This is a genomic window from Alistipes intestinihominis, from assembly GCF_040095975.1.
Classification (GTDB): domain Bacteria; phylum Bacteroidota; class Bacteroidia; order Bacteroidales; family Rikenellaceae; genus Alistipes; species Alistipes senegalensis.
The window spans coordinates 243,690-260,509 of sequence record NZ_JBBMFL010000002.1 but is presented as its reverse complement, the minus strand read 5'-3'; the positions used below and the strand labels follow the sequence as shown (position 1 = coordinate 260,509).

At 63.1% G+C, this 16,820-nt stretch carries 14 protein-coding genes; 4 read left to right on the top strand and 10 right to left on the bottom strand.

The features are described 5' to 3' along the window. Positions 1 to 36: 36 nt before the first annotated feature. The 5 genes from WMO46_RS02635 to WMO46_RS02615 all read right to left on the bottom strand — a co-directional run bounded on the left by WMO46_RS02635 (position 37) and on the right by WMO46_RS02615 (position 5,560). On the bottom strand, positions 37 to 1,032 hold the full coding sequence (locus WMO46_RS02635; RefSeq protein WP_349093731.1) for a S66 peptidase family protein: 996 nt from the start codon (positions 1,030 to 1,032) through the stop codon (positions 37 to 39). Continuing rightward, on the bottom strand, positions 1,029 to 2,393 hold the full coding sequence (locus WMO46_RS02630) for an MFS transporter (protein ID WP_019151713.1): 1,365 nt from the start codon (positions 2,391 to 2,393) through the stop codon (positions 1,029 to 1,031). Before WMO46_RS02630 ends, WMO46_RS02635 begins: the two co-directional genes overlap by 4 nt. A gap of 150 nt (positions 2,394 to 2,543) precedes the next feature. Then, positions 2,544 to 3,794: a peptidase U32 family protein gene (locus WMO46_RS02625; RefSeq protein WP_349093730.1), complete on the bottom strand. Its 1,251-nt coding sequence runs from the start codon at positions 3,792 to 3,794 to the stop codon at positions 2,544 to 2,546. A gap of 5 nt (positions 3,795 to 3,799) precedes the next feature. Continuing rightward, the gene (locus WMO46_RS02620; RefSeq protein WP_196018215.1) at positions 3,800 to 4,585 is read right to left on the bottom strand and encodes a hypothetical protein; all 786 of its coding nucleotides are present in this window, start codon (positions 4,583 to 4,585) and stop codon (positions 3,800 to 3,802) included. Positions 4,586 to 4,588: 3 nt separating this feature from the next. Continuing rightward, positions 4,589 to 5,560, bottom strand: coding sequence for a polyprenyl synthetase family protein (locus WMO46_RS02615; protein WP_129651303.1), 972 nt, complete (start codon positions 5,558 to 5,560; stop codon positions 4,589 to 4,591). Between the two features lie 117 nt (positions 5,561 to 5,677). Between WMO46_RS02615 and WMO46_RS02610 the strand changes: the two genes are divergently transcribed. Beyond that, a complete protein-coding gene (locus WMO46_RS02610; RefSeq protein ID WP_026076721.1) occupies positions 5,678 to 6,682 on the top strand; it encodes an ROK family protein in 1,005 nt (334 codons plus the stop codon). Between the two features lie 88 nt (positions 6,683 to 6,770). Then, the gene (locus tag WMO46_RS02605) at positions 6,771 to 7,844 is read left to right on the top strand and encodes an SGNH/GDSL hydrolase family protein (RefSeq protein WP_278965269.1); all 1,074 of its coding nucleotides are present in this window, start codon (positions 6,771 to 6,773) and stop codon (positions 7,842 to 7,844) included. 69 nt (positions 7,845 to 7,913) lie between these two features. Here the strand turns inward: WMO46_RS02605 and WMO46_RS02600 are convergent, their stop codons facing one another. From WMO46_RS02600 to WMO46_RS02585, 4 genes are all read right to left on the bottom strand, one after another. Beyond that, positions 7,914 to 8,849: a hypothetical protein gene (locus WMO46_RS02600; RefSeq protein ID WP_019151707.1), complete on the bottom strand. Its 936-nt coding sequence runs from the start codon at positions 8,847 to 8,849 to the stop codon at positions 7,914 to 7,916. Positions 8,850 to 8,900: 51 nt separating this feature from the next. Further along, positions 8,901 to 9,698, bottom strand: coding sequence for a DUF3108 domain-containing protein (locus tag WMO46_RS02595; RefSeq protein WP_349093729.1), 798 nt, complete (start codon positions 9,696 to 9,698; stop codon positions 8,901 to 8,903). Between the two features lie 75 nt (positions 9,699 to 9,773). After that, positions 9,774 to 11,885, bottom strand: a complete 2,112-nt coding sequence (gene recG, locus WMO46_RS02590; RefSeq protein WP_196017654.1) for an ATP-dependent DNA helicase RecG — start codon at positions 11,883 to 11,885, stop codon at positions 9,774 to 9,776. Positions 11,886 to 12,044: 159 nt separating this feature from the next. Further along, positions 12,045 to 12,458 (bottom strand): radical SAM-associated putative lipoprotein, encoded by a 414-nt coding sequence (locus WMO46_RS02585; RefSeq protein ID WP_019151704.1) that lies wholly within the window; start codon positions 12,456 to 12,458, stop codon positions 12,045 to 12,047. Positions 12,459 to 12,546: 88 nt separating this feature from the next. Here WMO46_RS02585 and ispG point away from each other — a divergent pair, with 88 nt between their 5' ends. Both ispG and WMO46_RS02575 read left to right on the top strand, forming a co-directional pair. Then, positions 12,547 to 14,028 carry a (E)-4-hydroxy-3-methylbut-2-enyl-diphosphate synthase gene (ispG, locus tag WMO46_RS02580; protein ID WP_207209338.1) on the top strand — a complete coding sequence of 494 codons (1,482 nt, stop codon included), beginning with the start codon at positions 12,547 to 12,549 and terminating at the stop codon, positions 14,026 to 14,028. A 159-nt stretch (positions 14,029 to 14,187) separates the two neighbouring features. Beyond that, positions 14,188 to 14,793: a WbqC family protein gene (locus WMO46_RS02575; protein ID WP_242493148.1), complete on the top strand. Its 606-nt coding sequence runs from the start codon at positions 14,188 to 14,190 to the stop codon at positions 14,791 to 14,793. On the opposite strand, the gene WMO46_RS02570 is transcribed toward WMO46_RS02575, so the two are convergent. After that, a complete protein-coding gene (locus WMO46_RS02570) occupies positions 14,714 to 16,747 on the bottom strand; it encodes a glycoside hydrolase family 2 protein (RefSeq protein WP_302987017.1) in 2,034 nt (677 codons plus the stop codon). The genes WMO46_RS02575 and WMO46_RS02570 overlap by 80 nt on opposite strands. Between the last annotated feature and the right edge of the window lie 73 nt (positions 16,748 to 16,820).

The following is a 16,820-nucleotide window of genomic DNA, read 5'->3' as shown; positions in this document are numbered from 1 at the left end:
TTACGCCCCCAAATATAGGGAAAATTTCGGAATCCGTCAATCCGCGGGGGCAAATTCCATGCGGGCGCCCTCTTCATCGACGCTGACCGTCACCCGGCGTCCCAGATAGACCGCCAGATTGGGGTCTTCATGCCCCGCGGGGAATCCGAAGACGACGGGAATCCCCAGCGGCCGCGTGTAGGACGAAATGATCGCGCAGGCGTCCGCCACGCCGAATTTCTCCATGCCCAGCATCTCCGAGAAGTGGCCGACGACCACCGCCCGGAGGTTCTCGAGCTTGCCGCTGCGTGCGAGGCTCTGCATGATCCGGTCGATGCGGTAGACGAACTCCCCGACCTCCTCGATCAGCAGCACCGTCGGTTCCTCCGCCGTCAGCTCCTCGGGGGTGCCGTCCGCCGAGCGGATCACCGTCAGGTTGCCCCCGGCCAGGCGTCCCGAGGCCGTTCCGGGCTGGTTGAGGGGATGGGGTTCGACCTCGATGCACTCCGTTTCGCCGAACAGCGCCTGCCGCAGCGATTCGGCCGAGGGGTCCTCCTCCCCGTCGAAGCGGAACCCCGAGGGCATCGGGCCGTGGATGCTCTCGATGCGGAGCTTCCGCAGGGCGAGGTGGAGCATGGTGATGTCGCTGAATCCGACCACCCATTTCGGCTCTTCGCGCAGCCGCGCGAGGTCTGCGAGCGACAGCAGGCGCACCGAGCCGTAACCCCCGCGGCAGGCGATCACGGCTTTGACCGACGGATCGTCGATCATCGCTTGCAAATCGGCGGCGCGTTCTTCGTCGGTCCCGGCGAAATAGGGTTGTTCGCGGTCGGCGCAGTGGACGCCGAATTTCACGTGCAGACCCCACGACGTGAAGCGTTCGCGGATCTTCGCCGTGTCGGTATTCAGCGGCAGTTTGCCCGCCGGAGAGACGATGCCCACGGTGTCGCCGCGGTGCAGGTAGGGCGGGCGGATGAACTCCGCGGTGTCGGATTCCTGAGCTCCGGCAAGGAGCGGAGCGAGCAGGAGCAGTATCGGGATAAGGTGTTTCATGGTCGTTTTCTTCGGGTGAGCCCTTCGGGGAGCGGCAGCGAGATGCGGGCGAGGCTGACGACGGCGCCTGTCACGGCGAAGCCTCCCGCCAGCAGCAGCGCCGTGTGGGTGCTGTGGCCGGGGACGATGTGGAACAGCAGGGCCATCAGCGCCGCGCCCGTGGTCTGTCCGATGAGGCGCGCCGTGGCGAGCATGCCGCTGGCCGAACCGCTTCGCTCGGGCGGCGCCGAGGCGATCAGGATGCTGTTGTTGGGCGACTGGAAGAGCCCGAATCCCGCGCCGCAGAGCACCAGCCGCCAGATGATGTCGAAATCGGTCGGATGTTCCGGGAGGAACGCCAGCAGGAACAGCCCCGCGGCCATCGCCGCGAGGCCCGTGCCGCCGAGTATGCCGGCGTGGACACGCTCGACGAGCATCCCCGCCGCCGGGGCCACGACCATGATCACGGCGGGCCAGGCCGTCAGCAGCAGTCCCGTCGCCACGTCGTCGTAGCCGCAGACCTCCTGGAGGTAGAAGGGCAGCGCCACCATAGCGAGCATCTGCCCCAGAAACGAGCAGATCGACGTGGCGACCGACACCGAGAAGATCGGGATGCGCAGCAGGTCGAACGGCAGGATCGGGTAGGGTTCGCGCAGCTGGCTGCGGATGAAGAAGAACCCCACGACGATGAGCGCCGCGACGCCCAGCGACAGCAGCCGCGGGTCGAGCCCGTGGGAGAATCCCTCGACCGAGGCCATCAGCAGTCCGAACGTCAGGGCGTTCATCACGGCGTCGCGCCAGTCGAAGCGGTGTTCGCGCACCCGCACGGGATTCTCGGGCAGGAACCGCCGGCTGAGCGACAGGGCGATAAGCCCCATCGGGATGTTGACGGCGAAGAGCCACGGCCAGTCGGCCACCGAGAGGATGCCTGCGGCGAGCGTGGGCCCGGCCACCGACGACACGGCGACGACCGTGGCGTTGATGCCCATGCCGCGCCCCAGCCGGGCCTTGGGGTAGATGAAGCGGATCAGCGTGGTGTTGACCGAGGTGATGGCCGCGGCGCCGAAGCCCTGCATGACGCGGGCCAGCACGAGGCTCTGGAGCGACCCCGAGAGGGAGCATCCCACCGACGCTACGGTGAAGAGCATCAGTCCGCCGATGTAGACCTTGCGGTAACCCACCACGTCGCCCAGCGCCGAGAACGACAGCAGCGAGACCATGATGGCGAGCTGGTAGGCGTTGACGATCCAGATCGAGTCGGCCGACGAGATGCCCAGCTTCTGCCCGATGGTGGGCAGGGCGACGTTGGCGATGGTTCCGTCGATGACCGAGAGCGAGACGCCGAAGGCGACGGCCAGAATGGCTCCGAGCCGCCGGGGCATCGGTAGTCCGTCCGCGGGATGGCGGGAGATATGTGGTGCAGCAGAACTTTTCGACATAATTAAAAAGGCCGTTACGGCCCCCAAAGGTACGAAAAAGCCGGACGGAAGCAAAGCCGAATCGCATGCGGTCCGGCGAATTCCCGCCGGGTTTCAGACCTTGTCCGCCGGAACGAATTTGTAGAGCTGGTCGCCGCGGCGGATCACGCCGGGGGTGCGGATGGCGCAGAGTTCGCCCTGCGCGACGGAATCGGCGGGCGAGCTGTCGGGGCCGTGCAGCTCTTCGAGCGTCTGCTCGGCGACGCCGGTGGTGGCCCCGAGGAAGAAGATCGGCTCCCCGACGCTCAGGGGCGCCGCCTCGACCAGCACTTCGGCCACCGAGAGCTTTTTGTAGAAGTTCACCACCTTGCCCACGTAGACTTTGCGCTGCGTGGCCGACGATCCGTAGGCCGGGCTGTGCTCCACAACGGGGCGTCCGGCGTAGTAGCCCTCCCAGAACCCGCGGTTGAAGACCGTCCGGAGCCGCTCTTTCAGCTCTGCGGCCAGCGCCGGGGTGTAGCTTCCGGCTTCGAGGGCCCGGAGCGCCTCGTCGTAACACCCGACCACGCGCCTGACGTACTCCGCACCGCGGGCGCGTCCCTCGATTTTCAGGACCCGGACCCCCGCCGCGATCATCTTGTCGAGGAAATCGACCGTGCAGAGATCCTTGGGCGAGAGGACGTAGCGTCCGTCGATGTCGAGCTGCGCACCGGTCTCCTTGTCCGTGACGGTGTATTTGCGGCGGCACAGCTGGCGGCACGCGCCGCGGTTGGCCGAGCAGTTCGTTTCGTAGAGCGAGAGGTAGCACTTGCCCGAAACGGACATGCACAGGGCGCCGTGGGCGAACATCTCGATCTGAACCAGCTCGCCCCGCGGACCGCGGATCTCCTCCCTGGCGATCTTCCGGTGTATTTCGGCCACCTGTTCCAGCGTCAGTTCGCGCGCCAGGACCACCGTGTCGGCCCATTGGGCGAAGAACCGAACCGCCTCGGAGTTCGAGACGTTGCACTGGGTGGAGATGTGCACCTCCTGCCCGATCCGCCGGGCGTAGAGGATCGCCGCCAGGTCCGAGGCGATCACGGCATCGACGCCGGCGGCCTTGGCCCGGTCGATCACGGCGTGCACCTCGGCGATCTCGTCCTCGTAGACGACGGTGTTGACCGTCAGGTAGCTTTTCACGCCGGCCCCGCGGGCCGTGGCGACGATCTTCGAAAGGTCGTCGAGCGTGAAGTTGGCCGCCGAGGCCGAGCGCATGTTGAGTTTCCCGACCCCGAAGTAGACGGCGTCGGCTCCGGCCTGAATGGCGGCCGCGAGCGATTCGTAGCTCCCGACGGGAGCCATTATTTCGATATCCGAACGTTTCATCGTTTTCAATAGTAACAGAGCCACCAGCCCGGACGCTCTTCCCGAAGGGCCTTCGCACGGACCGATTCGTCCCGGTCGAACTGGTCGCGGTAGCTTTGCCAGCCGTTGCCGAGGTATTCGTCGGCCGGGATGAACTCCCCGGCTCCGGTGTCCAGTCCGCCGCTTTCGGGAATCCGCCAGTCGCCCCAGTTGCACACCTTCGCCGCACCGGTTTTGTAGCTGCGCCAGGTTCCCTGCCACTGGTTGTTGCGGTATCCGTCGGCGACCAGCATCAGCGTGTCGTAATAGATGTTGCCGGCCCGATCGACCGCGATGTCGAGGGTGTGGGTGCCTTCGAACACCCCCGCGCCCGGCTGTTCGGGGTCTTCGCGCAGGGTGTAATGCCCTTTCAGGCGCCATCCTCCGTAAATCCCGCCCCATTCGTCGAATTCGCCCGGTGAGAGGCAGGTGACGAGGGAGTCTATGTGCAGCTCCCCTTCGAAATCGCAGACGTTGCCTTTGGCGAGCGTCGCGCCGCTCAGAACGTATGTCAGCGGATCGGTTCCCGATCGGCGGATGGCGGCGATATGTATCCGGAACCGTCGGAAATCCTTGCCGATATATCCGAGCGGTTCGGGCCGATCGACCCACGGGAGCGAGGTCGTATCCAAGCGGTCGATCTCCGGCAGCGGTCCGGTCCAGAGCATCGAAAGGTCCTTTTGCCGGATCAGGTCGAGGGTGATCTCCGGCCGTGCCTGCCCTGCGGCGGAGAGCGCCGAAAACAGCAGGAGTATGGCGAGGAGGTTTTTCATCGCTCAGTTTTTGCGTCCCATCAGGCTCGCGGCGTAGTCGCGCATCCGCTTGGTCCGTGCGGGTTCCACCGAGAGGGTGTCGAGAATCGACAGCGCCCGTTCGAAGCGCAGCGAAATCTGCTGCTCCGTGAGCCGCGGCACCTCCAGCCGGTCGTAAACGGCCTTCACGGCGGCGATCTTCTCGGCGCTGCCGAGCTTCGGATCGCGGCAGGCCGTGCGCAGTATTTCGCGCGTGGCTTCGTCCGCGCGGCTCATGGCCGTGACCATCAGGTAGGTTTTCTTCCCTTCGAGGATGTCGCCCCCGATGGCCTTGCCCAGCCGCTCGTCGCCGTAGCTGTCCAGCAGGTCGTCCTGCAACTGGAAGGCGAGCCCCAGTTCGACGGCGAAGCGGCGCAGTTTGCGGCAGTCCTCCTCGGAGGCGCCGCCCAGCATGGCGCCGATCGCCACGGCTCCGGCCAGCAGCACCGAGGTCTTCAACTCGATCATGTGCATGTACTCCACGACCGAGACCTTGGCCTTCTGCTCGAAATCCATGTCGTACTGCTGCCCCTCGCACACTTCGAGGGCCATGTCGTTGAACGTCGCCAGCACCTGCGGCAGTTGTTTCGCCGGAACGGTGCTCAGCAGGCGGTAGGCGTAGATCAGCATGGCGTCGCCCGAGAGGATGGCCACGTTCTGGCCCCATTTGGCATAGACCGAGGGTTTGCCGCGCCGCACGGCGGCGTTGTCCATGATGTCGTCGTGCAGCAGCGTGAAGTTGTGGAACACCTCGACCGCCGCGGCTGCGGGCAGCGCCTGCTGCATGTCGTCGGAGAAGATGCCGTGGGCGAGCATCAGCAGCATCGGCCGCAGGCGTTTGCCGCCTCCGGCCAGCGAATAGCCGATGGGCGCGTACAACAGTTCGGGTTCGGCCGGGAAGTCGGCCTGGGCGAGGTAATTCTCGATGGCGGAAAGTATCTGTTCGTTGCTTTGCATGATCCGGGTAGTGTTTTTCGACCTGAATATGTCCCAAAAGTAGGAAAAAAGTTTGGAGTAGCCGAATTTTGAATTAACTTTGACAAGATAAAACTCAACTTTAATTTGAATCCCGATATGAAAAAACTCGCTATCGGTGTGGACATCGGCGGCATCAACACCGCGTTCGGTCTCGTTGACGAGAACGGCGACCTCTATGCCGAATCGGTCATTTCGACCCGCAAATATCCCCATGTGGACGACTATCCGGCTTATGTCGAGGAGCTTTGCGACGCCATGCGCGCAATGGCCCAGAGCCTTTCGTTCGAATACGAACTGGCCGGCATCGGCATCGGCGCTCCCAACGCCAATTATCACAAAGGTACGATCGAGAATCCGGCGAACCTCTGGAAATTCAGGCCCGATGAGCCCGATCCCGACGAGTCGCGCCGCATTTTCCCGCTGGCGGCCGACATCTCGAAGCACTTCGACGGCGCGAAGACGATCATCACCAACGACGCCAACGCCGCCACGATCGGCGAAATGATCTACGGCAATGCCAAGGGCATGAGGGACTTTGTCATGATCACCCTCGGCACGGGGCTCGGTTCGGGTTTCGTCGCCAACGGCGAGATGATCTACGGCCACGACGGCTTCGCCGGGGAGTTCGGCCACGTGATCGTCGAGCGCGACGGCCGCGAGTGCGGCTGCGGACGCAAGGGCTGCCTGGAGACCTACGTTTCGGCGACGGGTATCAAGCGCACGGCGTTCGAGCTGATGGCCAAGATGAATGCTCCCAGCAAGCTGCGGGGCATTGCGTTCGAGGATTTTGACGCCTCGATGATCTCGGCGGCCGCCGAGCAGGGCGACCCCATCGCTTTGGAGGCGTTCCGCTTCACGGGCGAGATGCTGGGCCGCGCGCTGGCCGACGTGGTGACGGTGACTTCGCCCGAGGCGATCTTCCTCTTCGGCGGTCTTTCGAAGGCCGGCAAACTGCTCTTCGACCCGACGCAGTGGTACATGGAGGAGAACATGCTCTTCGTCTTCAAGAACAAGGTGAAACTGCTTCCGAGCGGTATTCAGGGCAAGAACGCCGCCATCCTCGGCGCTTCGGCGCTGATCTGGCAGGAAGCTGCGAAATAGGCCCTACGGCCGTTCCCGCAAGGGCGAGGTTCGAGGACTTCGCCCTTTTTTTCGAATAGATTAACCGACAAACCTGAATTTCTAAACGATGAAACGTCTTTTTTTACTCTCCGTCGCATTGCTGACGGTCTGGGCGGCGGCCGCGCAGGTGCGGTTCGTCGATGCCACTACCCTGAATCTGATCGGCAAGGCCCAGCCTACGTCGCAGCCCTACCACCGGATCGACACGGTCGTCTACAAGGGCTTCACCAAGTCCGAGAACCAGCAGGTGCGCTGTTCTGCGGGTCTGGCGCTGGTCTTCAAGACCAACTCTTCGCGCATCGACCTCTTGCCCGAGTACACCTCGTTCGTCTATAATGGCTCCAGCACTCCGCGGGTGGCTTCGGAGGGCTTCGACCTCTACATCCGCAAGGGCGGCGAGTGGGTGTACGCCTCCTCGCGCGCTCCCCGCAAACGCGGCGAGGCGTTCACGCTGATCAAGGGGATGGACGGCTCCGAGAAAGAGTGCCTGCTCTACCTGCCCAACTACAACGAGCTGACTTCGTTGCAGGTGGGCGTGGATGCGGACGCGAAGATCGTGCCGATGGAAAATCCCTTCCGCCACAAGATCGTGATCTTCGGTTCGAGCTTCACGCACGGCGTCAGCACCAGCCGTTCGGGCATGAGCTACCCGATGCAGATCGCCCGCAATACGGGGCTTTACTTTTGCAGCATCGCTTGCAGCGGCAACTGCAAGCTCCAGCCCTATTTCGCCGACTACCTCGCCGACGTGAAGGATGCCGATGCGATGGTCTTCGACGCCTTCTCGAATCCCGGAGCCGAGATGATCGCCGAGCGGCTGATCCCCTTCATCGCGCGAATCCGGGAGTCTCTGCCTGATACGCCGCTGATCTTCGTGCAGACGATCTACCGCGAGAGCCGCAACTTCGACCGTGAGAGCGACGAATTCGAGGCCGCCAAGCAGGCGATGGCCCGGCAGCAGATGGCCGAGGCGGTGAAACGCTTCAAGAACGTCTATTTCATCGACAAGGCCGGTCTTACGGGCACCGATCACGTCACTTCGGCCGACGGCACGCACCCCTCGGACCTGGGTTACTGGCGCTGGGCGCAGAACCTGCAACCCGAGCTGCTGAAAGTTCTGAAGAAACACGGCATCCGCTGATCGGGCGGACGATAAGAAAGGGAGGCTTTCCGCGGAAAGCCTCCCTTTTTTGCGCCTGTCGCTGTGGGGCTATTTCATCACCACCTGCGTCTGGCCGATCAGGCGGCCGTCGCTGTAAAGCTGGATCTGGTAGGTTCCGGCCGCGAATCCGGTCGAGTTGTAATAGATGCCCACTTCGAGGTCCTGATTCTGGTAGTCGATCTCACGCATGGCGGAGTAGCTCAGCCGTTCGCCCTCGAATTCGAAGGTCGGCATCGCCTCGGTGGTCAGCACATAGCCGTCGGGCGAGGTGATGCGCACGTAGACGGCCCTGTTGCCCGGCGTGGCCAGTTCGTTGGCTGCGAGCACGAAGTCCACGCGCAGGCGCGAGGCGCTCTTGACCCTCGATACGGGTTTGCTCCGGTCGTTGAGGGCCGCAAGGCGGATGTCGCGGGCGCGGAGCACCGAACCCACCTTGACCTTGTTGTCCAGTTCGGCGGCCTTCTCCTCGGCCATGTCGGCGCGCAGTCTGGCCGACGATATCTCCTTGCGGAATCCGACGTTCTCCTTGATGAGCTGTTTGTTGAGCGTGTTGAGCGAGTCGATCTGCTTCACGTAGCCCTTCATGATGGAGCGCAGCGTGCCGACCTCCTTCTCGTACTGTTTGATCTTGGCGAGGTTCCACGAACGCTCCTTCTTGAGGCGCGTCATCAGCGAATCGGCGCGTTCGCGTTCGAAGTTCAGCCCGGCGGAGATCGAGTCGTTCGAGATTTGCAGTTCGTCGTAGTCAGTCATCAGGCGTCCCAGGTCGTTCTGGATCGAATCGCGGTCGGCCTGCAACAGTTCGTTGTCGAGCATCTGTTGGCGGTGGATGCTGAAATAGAGCACCGAGATCGCCACCAGGATCACCGAAAGGATGATGATGACGATGCGGTAGCCGCGGATCGACTTCCCGGCATCGGGCTGCGGGTTCATGTAATCGTCGTCTTCGAATTCCGAAGGGTCGTATCCCTGTCTGTTTTCCATAAAAGTTGAGTTGCTTTTCTTCGCTTTCGTTCCGCTAATATACGAAAAAAATTATTTCATCAGGCTCGACACCGGATATTTGAGCCCCTTGTAGCCCGAAATGTAGGCGTTGATGCTGCCGACCTTGACCGGCGATTCGATGTAGAGCGGGATTTTGTTCTCGTCGTCGGAGATCCAGATCGTGAAGATCGTGCCGTCGGTGAACGAATATCCCTCGGTGGTTCCCAGCTGACATTCGAATTTCAGCGTCCGGAAGCGTCCCATGTTGCGGATCTTCTTGTTCTCGCGCCCCAGATAGCGGTAGTGCAGGTGGCGGATGGTGTCTTGCAGGACCATTTGCAGGGTGGCGGGCTCTCCGACGCGGAAATCCTCGGCCGTGGCCGAACGCAGGCTGAAGAACAGCGCGATGGGGTCCATGCTCTCCTGCGTGAGGCGCATCTGCTTTTCGTTGAAGGGATTCTTGCGGCTGCGCCAGCGGGTGTGGATGATCGAGTCGGGCCAGACGTAGTTGTAATAGCTTTGGAAGGTGTAGTCGCCCTCGCGGATGTCGCTCTCGAAGCGCACGGGGCGCAGCGAGGCGGTGTCGATCCACACCGTGTAGATGTCTTCGAGGTTGAAGAACCAGCGGTAGGTGGGCAACGTGCGGCCGATGCCTTCTACCTTGTAGCGGGTCTGGCCGTCGGCGTTCTCTTCGGAGGTCTTGACCTCCACGGCGCCGACCTCCGTGTTGGGGAACATCTTGGCCTTGTAGCTCACGCGGTAGAAGAGCTGTTCGCCCGGATGGTAGAGCTGCGCGGCGAGGGGCGAGGCTGCGGCGAGCAGGAGTATGAGGGTCAGGAAACGTTTCATCGGTGGAATTTTACGAGATAAGACAGGGTTGTGTTGACGGTTTGTGATCGGATAACGTTCGTTGGGTGTTCCATATTACGAAATACGTGAAAAATCAATCTCTTCGCGGCCCGAGTAGCGCCGTCTCAGGGCTTCGAGCCCCCGGTTGGCGGGATGTGCCAGCGCGGGGTCCGCAGCGAGAATCTCGGCCGCGGCCTCGCGCGAGACGGTGAGTATCTGCACGTCGGCCGTCGGACTGGCGATTTTCAGATCAAATGCCATGCCGCTCTGCATCGTGCCGTTGATGTCGCCCGAGCCCCGCAGTTTGAGGTCGAGTTCCGCGAGCCGGAAGCCGTCGTTGGTCTCGCACATCGCATCGAGCCGCGCCCGCGATTCGCGCGAGAGCTTCTCGCCCGACATCAGGATGCAGTAGGACTGTTCGCCGCCGCGGCCCACGCGCCCGCGCAGCTGGTGGAGCTGCGAGAGCCCGAAGCGTTCGGCCGATTCGATGACCATGACCGTGGCGTTGGGCACATCGACGCCCACCTCGATCACCGATGTCGCCACGAGGATCTGGGCCTCGCCCGACTTGAACTGGCGCATCGACTCCTCCTTGTCGGCGGGCTTCATCTTGCCGTGGCAGATCGCCGTGACGTACTGCGGCAGCGGAAAATCCCGCGAGATGGCTTCGTAGCCGTCCGTGAGGTCCTTGTAGTCCATCGCCTCGGACTCCTTGATGAGCGGGTAGACGACGTAGATCTGCCGGCCCTTGGCGATCTCCTGCCGCATGAACCCGAAGAGTTTCAGCCGTGCGGCATCCGTGTAGTGGAACGTTTTGATCGGACGGCGCCCCGGGGGCAGTTCGTCGATCACCGACACGTCGAGGTCGCCGTACATGGTCATGGCCAGCGTGCGGGGGATCGGCGTGGCGGTCATCACGAGGATGTGGGGCGGCTGTTCGTTTTTGGTCCAGAGCCGCGCGCGCTGCTCCACGCCGAAGCGGTGCTGTTCGTCGATGACGACGAATCCCAGGTTGGCGAACCGCACGCGGTCCTCGATCAGCGCATGGGTGCCGATCAGGATGTCCACCTCGCCCGAGGCGATGCCTTCGAGGGCCGTCCGGCGCTCTTTGGCTTTCGACGCGCCGGTCAGGATCGCGGTTTTCACATCCATCCCTTCGAGCATCCGGCAGATCGTGGCGAAGTGCTGACGGGCGAGTATCTCGGTCGGAGCCATCATGCAGGCCTGATAGCCGTTGTCCACGGCCAGCAGCATCGTCATCAGCGCCACGAGGGTTTTGCCGCTGCCGACATCGCCTTGCAGCAGGCGGTTCATCTGGAATCCCGTCACGGTGTCCTGCCGGATCTCTTTGATGACCCGTTTCTGGGCTCCGGTCAGCGGGAAGGGGAGTTTTTCGTTGTAGAAGGTGTTGAATACGCCTCCGACTTTCGGGAAGAGGAACCCGTTGCTCTTGGCGAGGCGTTCGGTGCGCCGCTGCTGGATGTTGAGCTGCACGCCCAGCAGTTCGTCGAACTTCAGGCGATACTGGGCCTGCCGCAGCAGCTCCTGCGACTGGGGGAAATGGACGTTGTAGATGGCTTCGCGGAGCGGGATCAGCCCGTATTTGGCGCGGACGGCCTCGGGCATCGGGTCCGCGATGCGGTCTTTGGCCAGCGCCCAGGCGTTGCAGATGATCTGATACATGCCCTTCGCGCCCAGCACGTTGCCGAGCTTCTCGGTCGAGGGGTAGATGCCCTGCATGCCGCTCTCGGCCTTGCGCGAAAGTGCCTGTTCCATGGTTTCCAGCTCGGGATGCGCCATCGACAGCTCGCCGCGGTAGAACGACGGACGCCCGAAGACGAGGTATTCGCGGCCGACCTCGATCCGTTTCTCGATCCACTTGACGCCCTGGAACCACACCAGTTCGGCCGATCCCGTGGGGTCCTGAACGAAGGCCGTGAAGCGGCGTTTGCGCCCCGTGCCGGCATAGGCCACGCCCGTCACGCGGGCCCGGAACTGGACGTAGGAGAGTCCTGCCGCATCGGTGATCTCCGAAATGCGGTAGACGCGCGTGCGGTCGATGTAACGGAACGGATAGTGGCTGAGCATGTCGCCCAGCGTGCGGATTCCCAGCTCCCGTTCGAGGAGTTTGGCCCGGGCTTCACCGACGCCCGCTACGAATTTGATATCGTTGTCGAGTATATCCACCGGGGCAAATATAGTGAAAGTCGAGTGCAATGCCAAACTTGTTTGAGCATTGCCGAGACGCATCCTGTATTCTGTAAATATGCGAAAAGTCGGACGCAATACAAATCCGATCGGGCTCTGCCGGGGCGTATTTTCTGTTCCGGAAGGCGCTGCGGGCGCTTATTCCTTCTTTTCGAGCGCCGCATCGACGCCCGAGCGGGAGAAGGTGCCTTCGTACCAACCCTTGCCCTTCCCCGTGCGGTCGGCTTCGGTAAATTCCACGGTCACTTTCTTTTCGGTAAATTCGCCGCCGTTTTCCGGTCCGTCGATGTCGGTGAAGGTCAGCGTCGTTTGGCGGAAGGACCACTCCCTGCCCGAAAGCTCGTAGGAGCCGTCGCTTCCCGACGTTACGGGACCGGCGTCCTGGCTGCCGACCTCGATGCCCTTGACGGGGGCGCCCTCCTTGTCGGTCACTTTGCCCTTGACCTTGTAGTCGAAGTACGGGGTTCCGTACATGTCTACCGTTCTTTTGTTTTCGCAGGCCGTTGCGAACCCCAGCAGCGACGCGGCTGCCAGCAGCAGTTTCTCTTTCATGACGCCGACATTTTGGTTTTTCGAAATATAGCGTTTTTTTCGCGGTTCGCCAAATCCTTGCTATCTTTGCATGCAAATCGGAAAACAGATGAATCTTTCGGAATTCAGGCGCCGCCCGGCGTGCGAAGTGCGCATCGGCGGGGTTACGATCGGCGGGAAACACCCCGTCGCTGTGCAGTCGATGACCAATACCGACACCAACGACACCGCCGCCAGCGTGGCGCAGATCGAACGCATCGACCGCGCCGGGGGGCATATCGTGCGCCTTACGGCACAGGGCCGCCGCGAGGGCGAGAACCTCGGAAACATCGTCCGGCAGCTGCGTGCCGACGGATTTTCGACGGCCGTGGTCGCCGACATCCATTTCGTCCCCGAGGTCGCGGCCGTCGCCGCGAAGTACGTCGATAAGGTGCGCATCAACCCCGGCAACTACCGCACGGACCACGGCGAGTTCGAGGCGCTGATCGAGCAGTGCCGCGAGCGGGGCGTCGCCCTGCGCATCGGCGTCAACCACGGGTCGCTGGCAAAGCGTGTCTTCGACGAGTGGGGCGACACGCCGCAGGGCATGGTCGTCTCGGCGATGGAGTTCCTGCGGGTGTGCCGCGAGCGGGATTTCGATCAGGTGGTCGTCTCGATGAAGTCGTCGAACACCCGCGTGATGGTCGCCGCCTACCGCCTGCTGGTCGAGGCGATGGACGCCGAGGATATGCACTATCCGATCCACCTGGGGGTCACCGAGGCCGGGAACGGCATCGAAGGGCGCGTGAAGAGCGCCGTGGGCATCGGGGCGCTGCTGGCCGACGGCATCGGCGACACGATCCGCGTGTCGCTCACCGAAGCTCCCGAGAACGAGATTCCCGTGGCGCAGCTCCTCGCGGAGCATTTCTCCGAACGTCCGGGGCGTTTCGAGGTCCTGCATCCCGAGCGTTACTCCCCGACCGAATACCGCCGCCGTTCGCGGGTGACGGAGCCCGTCGTGCATACCGAGCCGCTGGAGGGCTTCCGCGTGATCGAGGCCGTGTCGGGCAATCCGACGGCCGAACTGCGCGCCGCGATCCTGAATCTCGATGTCCCCGACGAACCGGTCGTCGTAAAGCGCCGCTATGAAGAGTCCTCGTTGGAGACCCTCGCCGTGAAGGCCGCCGCCGATCTGGGGCCCCTGCTGCTGGACGGGTTGGCCGACGGTATCTGGATCGACGCGCCGGGCTTCCCGGAAGATGCGGTCCGCGAAGTCGAGCTGACGATCCTGCAAGCCGCGCGCGTGCGCTTCTCGCATACCGAATACATCGCCTGCCCCTCGTGCGGCCGCACGCTCTACGATATCGAAAAGACCCTCGCCTACATCAAGGCGCGCACGTCGCACCTGAAAAACCTGCGCATCGGCGTCATGGGCTGCATCGTCAACGGTCCCGGCGAGATGGCCGACGCCGACTACGGCTACGTGGGCGCCGGGCCGGGCCGCATCACCCTCTACAAGGGGCGCGAGGTCGTCGAGCGCAACATCCCGCAGGAGGAGGCCCTCGACCGCCTGATCGAATTGATTCGGGCGAACGGCGACTGGCCCGCCTGAGAGGCGGGTTTCAGGGGGCGGGCGATTGCTCCGAAACGCTCTCCGTCCGGTTCTGCGCCCGCCTGAGAGGCGGGTTTCAGAGGGCGAAGGAAAGTCATTCCGTTTTCCTCCCGGTTCCGCGCTACGGGCATTTTTAATTTTAATTCTTAATTTTTAATTGTGTCAACCGTTTTACCCCTCGCATACCTCCCCTCGGTGGAGTATTTCACGCACCTCGTGCGCGGCGGCTGCGTCGTGGACCTCGGCGAGCACTTCGTGAAGCGTTCGGAGCGCAACCGGACGCGGATTCTGGCCGCTGACGGGGTGATGGAACTCACCGTCCACGTCCGCAATGCCAACCGTCCCCGCCAGCCGGTGCGCGACGTGCGCATCGACTACTCCAAACGCTGGCAGCATCAGCATTGGGGCGCGCTGGTCGCCTCCTACAAGTCGTCGCCCTATTTCGACTTCTACGCCGAGCGGTTCGAGCCTTTCTACCGCCGGGAGTGGGAATTTCTGGCCGACTACAATCTGGAACTCCTCGACGCGGTGTGCTCGCTGGCGAAGGTTCCGATGCCGGCTCTCTCCGAATCCTATGTCGATGCCGCTCCGGGCGACCTCGACCTGCGGCCCAAACGCAAAGAGGGCCCGGCGTTCGTCGCCGAGCCCTATTTCCAGGTCTTTTCCGAGCGGATGCCCTTCGCTCCTAATTTGTCGTTTGCAGACCTGCTGTTCGCCGAAGGACCTGCGTCCGTTTCGGTTTTAGCACGTTGCCGACAAGAATAGTCACGCTGTCGCGCAGCTCTCCCGCCAGGGCTTTTACCTCGACCGTCCCGTGCATGGCCACCGAATCCGTCCGGTACTGGAACGGGGCGTATTCGGTCACGGCCAGCGTGTCGCTTCCCGCAATCAGCACGGGCTCCCCGGCCGACGAGTAGACGCGGAAAGCCTGCATGTCGTTGTCGCGCAGCCGGCGCCGTTTGTCCACGATGTGCAGCGTCGGTTCCTCCCGGTTCCACATCGCTTTATAGAGGTAATACGCATCCTTGCATTCGCGGCGGTTGAGCGTCACCAGCCCGGCGCCGTTGACCCCGTAGGGGCGGCGCGACGAACCGTAGTCGAACATGTTGTCGATCCAGATTCCCCAGAACAGCGAGTCGTTTTGCAGGTTTTTGGCGTACTCTTCGTGGAAGCGCGTCTGATTCTCTTCGGGCATCCAGTTCGAGCGCGGTTCGGCCTGCGCCGTGTAGCTCTTGTGGCCGATGAATCCGCTGCCGCCGTAACTTACCGCCGAGCGCAGGTGCGACCAGCTCTTTTGCAGCTGATTGCGCCACAGGATCACGTCGTCGGTCGAGCCGCGTCGCCAGCCCACGTCCTGCCGCCAGACGATCAGGTCGGTGATGAAATTGATGCCGCCGTTCTGGTCGCTGCAAGCCACCGTCGGCCGCGAGGGGTCCAGTGCATGGGCCGCGTCGTTGAGCCGCCGGATGTAGGGCGTCACGTCGTCGCCCCGGGTCCAGAGCCGCGAGAAGATGCCCCACATCACCACCGAGGGGTGGTTGATGTTCTGGGCGATGATCTCCTGCATCTGCTCCATGCCGTTCTGCTCGAAAGCCGGCATGGCGTAGTAGGCCATGTCGCCCAGGAACGACGAGCGGTGCAGCGGCGTGTCCACCCAGACCAGCATCCCCTGTTCGTCGCAGCGGTCGTAGAGATACTGCGCATGGGGCATGACCGCCGAACGCAGGGCGTTGGCTCCGAGCGTGCGGATCTGATGCAGGTCGGCGTCGTAATCCTGCGGGGTCAGCGTGCCGCCCGAAAGGGCGTTGTCGTGGTAGAGCGCCACTCCGTGTACGGGGACCCGCACGCCGTTGATCGTCAGTCCGTCGGCCGTGCTGGCGGCTATCGTGCGGAAGCCCGTGCGGACCGTGACGCTGTCGGTCACGGCCTCGTCGCCGATCGTGGTTGTCACGGTGTAGAGCGCCGGCCGGTCGGGGCTCCAGAGCGCGGGATTCTCGATGGTGAAGGGTACGACGACGGGTTTGCCGTCGAGTTTGGCTCGCTGGCGTTTGGTGTAGGTGCGGGTGCCGTCAGGACCCGTGATGGCCACGTTCAGCATGCAGGAGTTGTCGCCTTTCGAGGTGATGTGCACCTCGACTTCGCCCTCGGCCTTCTCGGGCGTCACGCTCTGCTGCCGCACGAGCACGCCCTCCGAACCGAGGTAGAGCGGCGATATGGCCGTGCGTTCGGTGAGGATCAGCTCCGCTTCGCGGTAGATGCCGCCGTAGAGGTTCATGTCGGTCGAGGTCGGAAGCACGTCGTCGCGGTAGCTGTTGCTGACCACCACGAGCATGGCGTTGTCGGTTCCGAACCGGACCTTGTCGGTGATCTCGAAGGTGAATGCCGTGGCGCCGCCGCGGTGCGTGCCGACGTAGTTGCCGTTGACGAAGAGGTCGGCCACCGACTGCACGCCGTAGAACTTCACGAACAGGCGCTTCGAGGCCCATTCGGCGGGAATGTACATGCCGTTCTGGTAGTTGCCCGTGGTTTCGAGCCAGTAGCCCTGGGCCAGCGGGTCGGTGTTCCAGCTGTGGGGCAGGGTGACGTGGCGGGCGTTGTCGGAGGTTTTCTCCGACTTGAAGAAAAATCGCCAACCTTCGTTGATCGGAAATACCTCGCGGGCGCGGGCCGTTGCGGCGAGGCCCGTGAGCAGCAGGAGAATCGCTATGTATCGTTTCATGGCAGGCTGTTTTTTAGTGTCCGGGACAAAGATAGTGAAAAGAACGGGGGGCTCCAAAACCGAATTGCATGCG

Coding starts and splice junctions, on each gene's coding strand:
- WMO46_RS02605 (WP_278965269.1), top strand. CDS start 6,771: ATGAAACGTCTTTTTTTACTCTCCGTCGCATTGCTGACGGTCTGGGCG.
- WMO46_RS02630 (WP_019151713.1), bottom strand. CDS start 2,393: ATGCCCCGGCGGCTCGGAGCCATTCTGGCCGTCGCCTTCGGCGTCTCG.
- WMO46_RS02635 (WP_349093731.1), bottom strand. CDS start 1,032: ATGAAACACCTTATCCCGATACTGCTCCTGCTCGCTCCGCTCCTTGCC.
- ispG (WP_207209338.1), top strand. CDS start 12,547: ATGAATCTTTCGGAATTCAGGCGCCGCCCGGCGTGCGAAGTGCGCATC.
- WMO46_RS02610 (WP_026076721.1), top strand. CDS start 5,678: ATGAAAAAACTCGCTATCGGTGTGGACATCGGCGGCATCAACACCGCG.
- WMO46_RS02625 (WP_349093730.1), bottom strand. CDS start 3,794: ATGAAACGTTCGGATATCGAAATAATGGCTCCCGTCGGGAGCTACGAA.
- WMO46_RS02620 (WP_196018215.1), bottom strand. CDS start 4,585: ATGAAAAACCTCCTCGCCATACTCCTGCTGTTTTCGGCGCTCTCCGCC.
- WMO46_RS02595 (WP_349093729.1), bottom strand. CDS start 9,698: ATGAAACGTTTCCTGACCCTCATACTCCTGCTCGCCGCAGCCTCGCCC.
- WMO46_RS02585 (WP_019151704.1), bottom strand. CDS start 12,458: ATGAAAGAGAAACTGCTGCTGGCAGCCGCGTCGCTGCTGGGGTTCGCA.
- WMO46_RS02570 (WP_302987017.1), bottom strand. CDS start 16,747: ATGAAACGATACATAGCGATTCTCCTGCTGCTCACGGGCCTCGCCGCA.
- WMO46_RS02615 (WP_129651303.1), bottom strand. CDS start 5,560: ATGCAAAGCAACGAACAGATACTTTCCGCCATCGAGAATTACCTCGCC.
- WMO46_RS02600 (WP_019151707.1), bottom strand. CDS start 8,849: ATGGAAAACAGACAGGGATACGACCCTTCGGAATTCGAAGACGACGAT.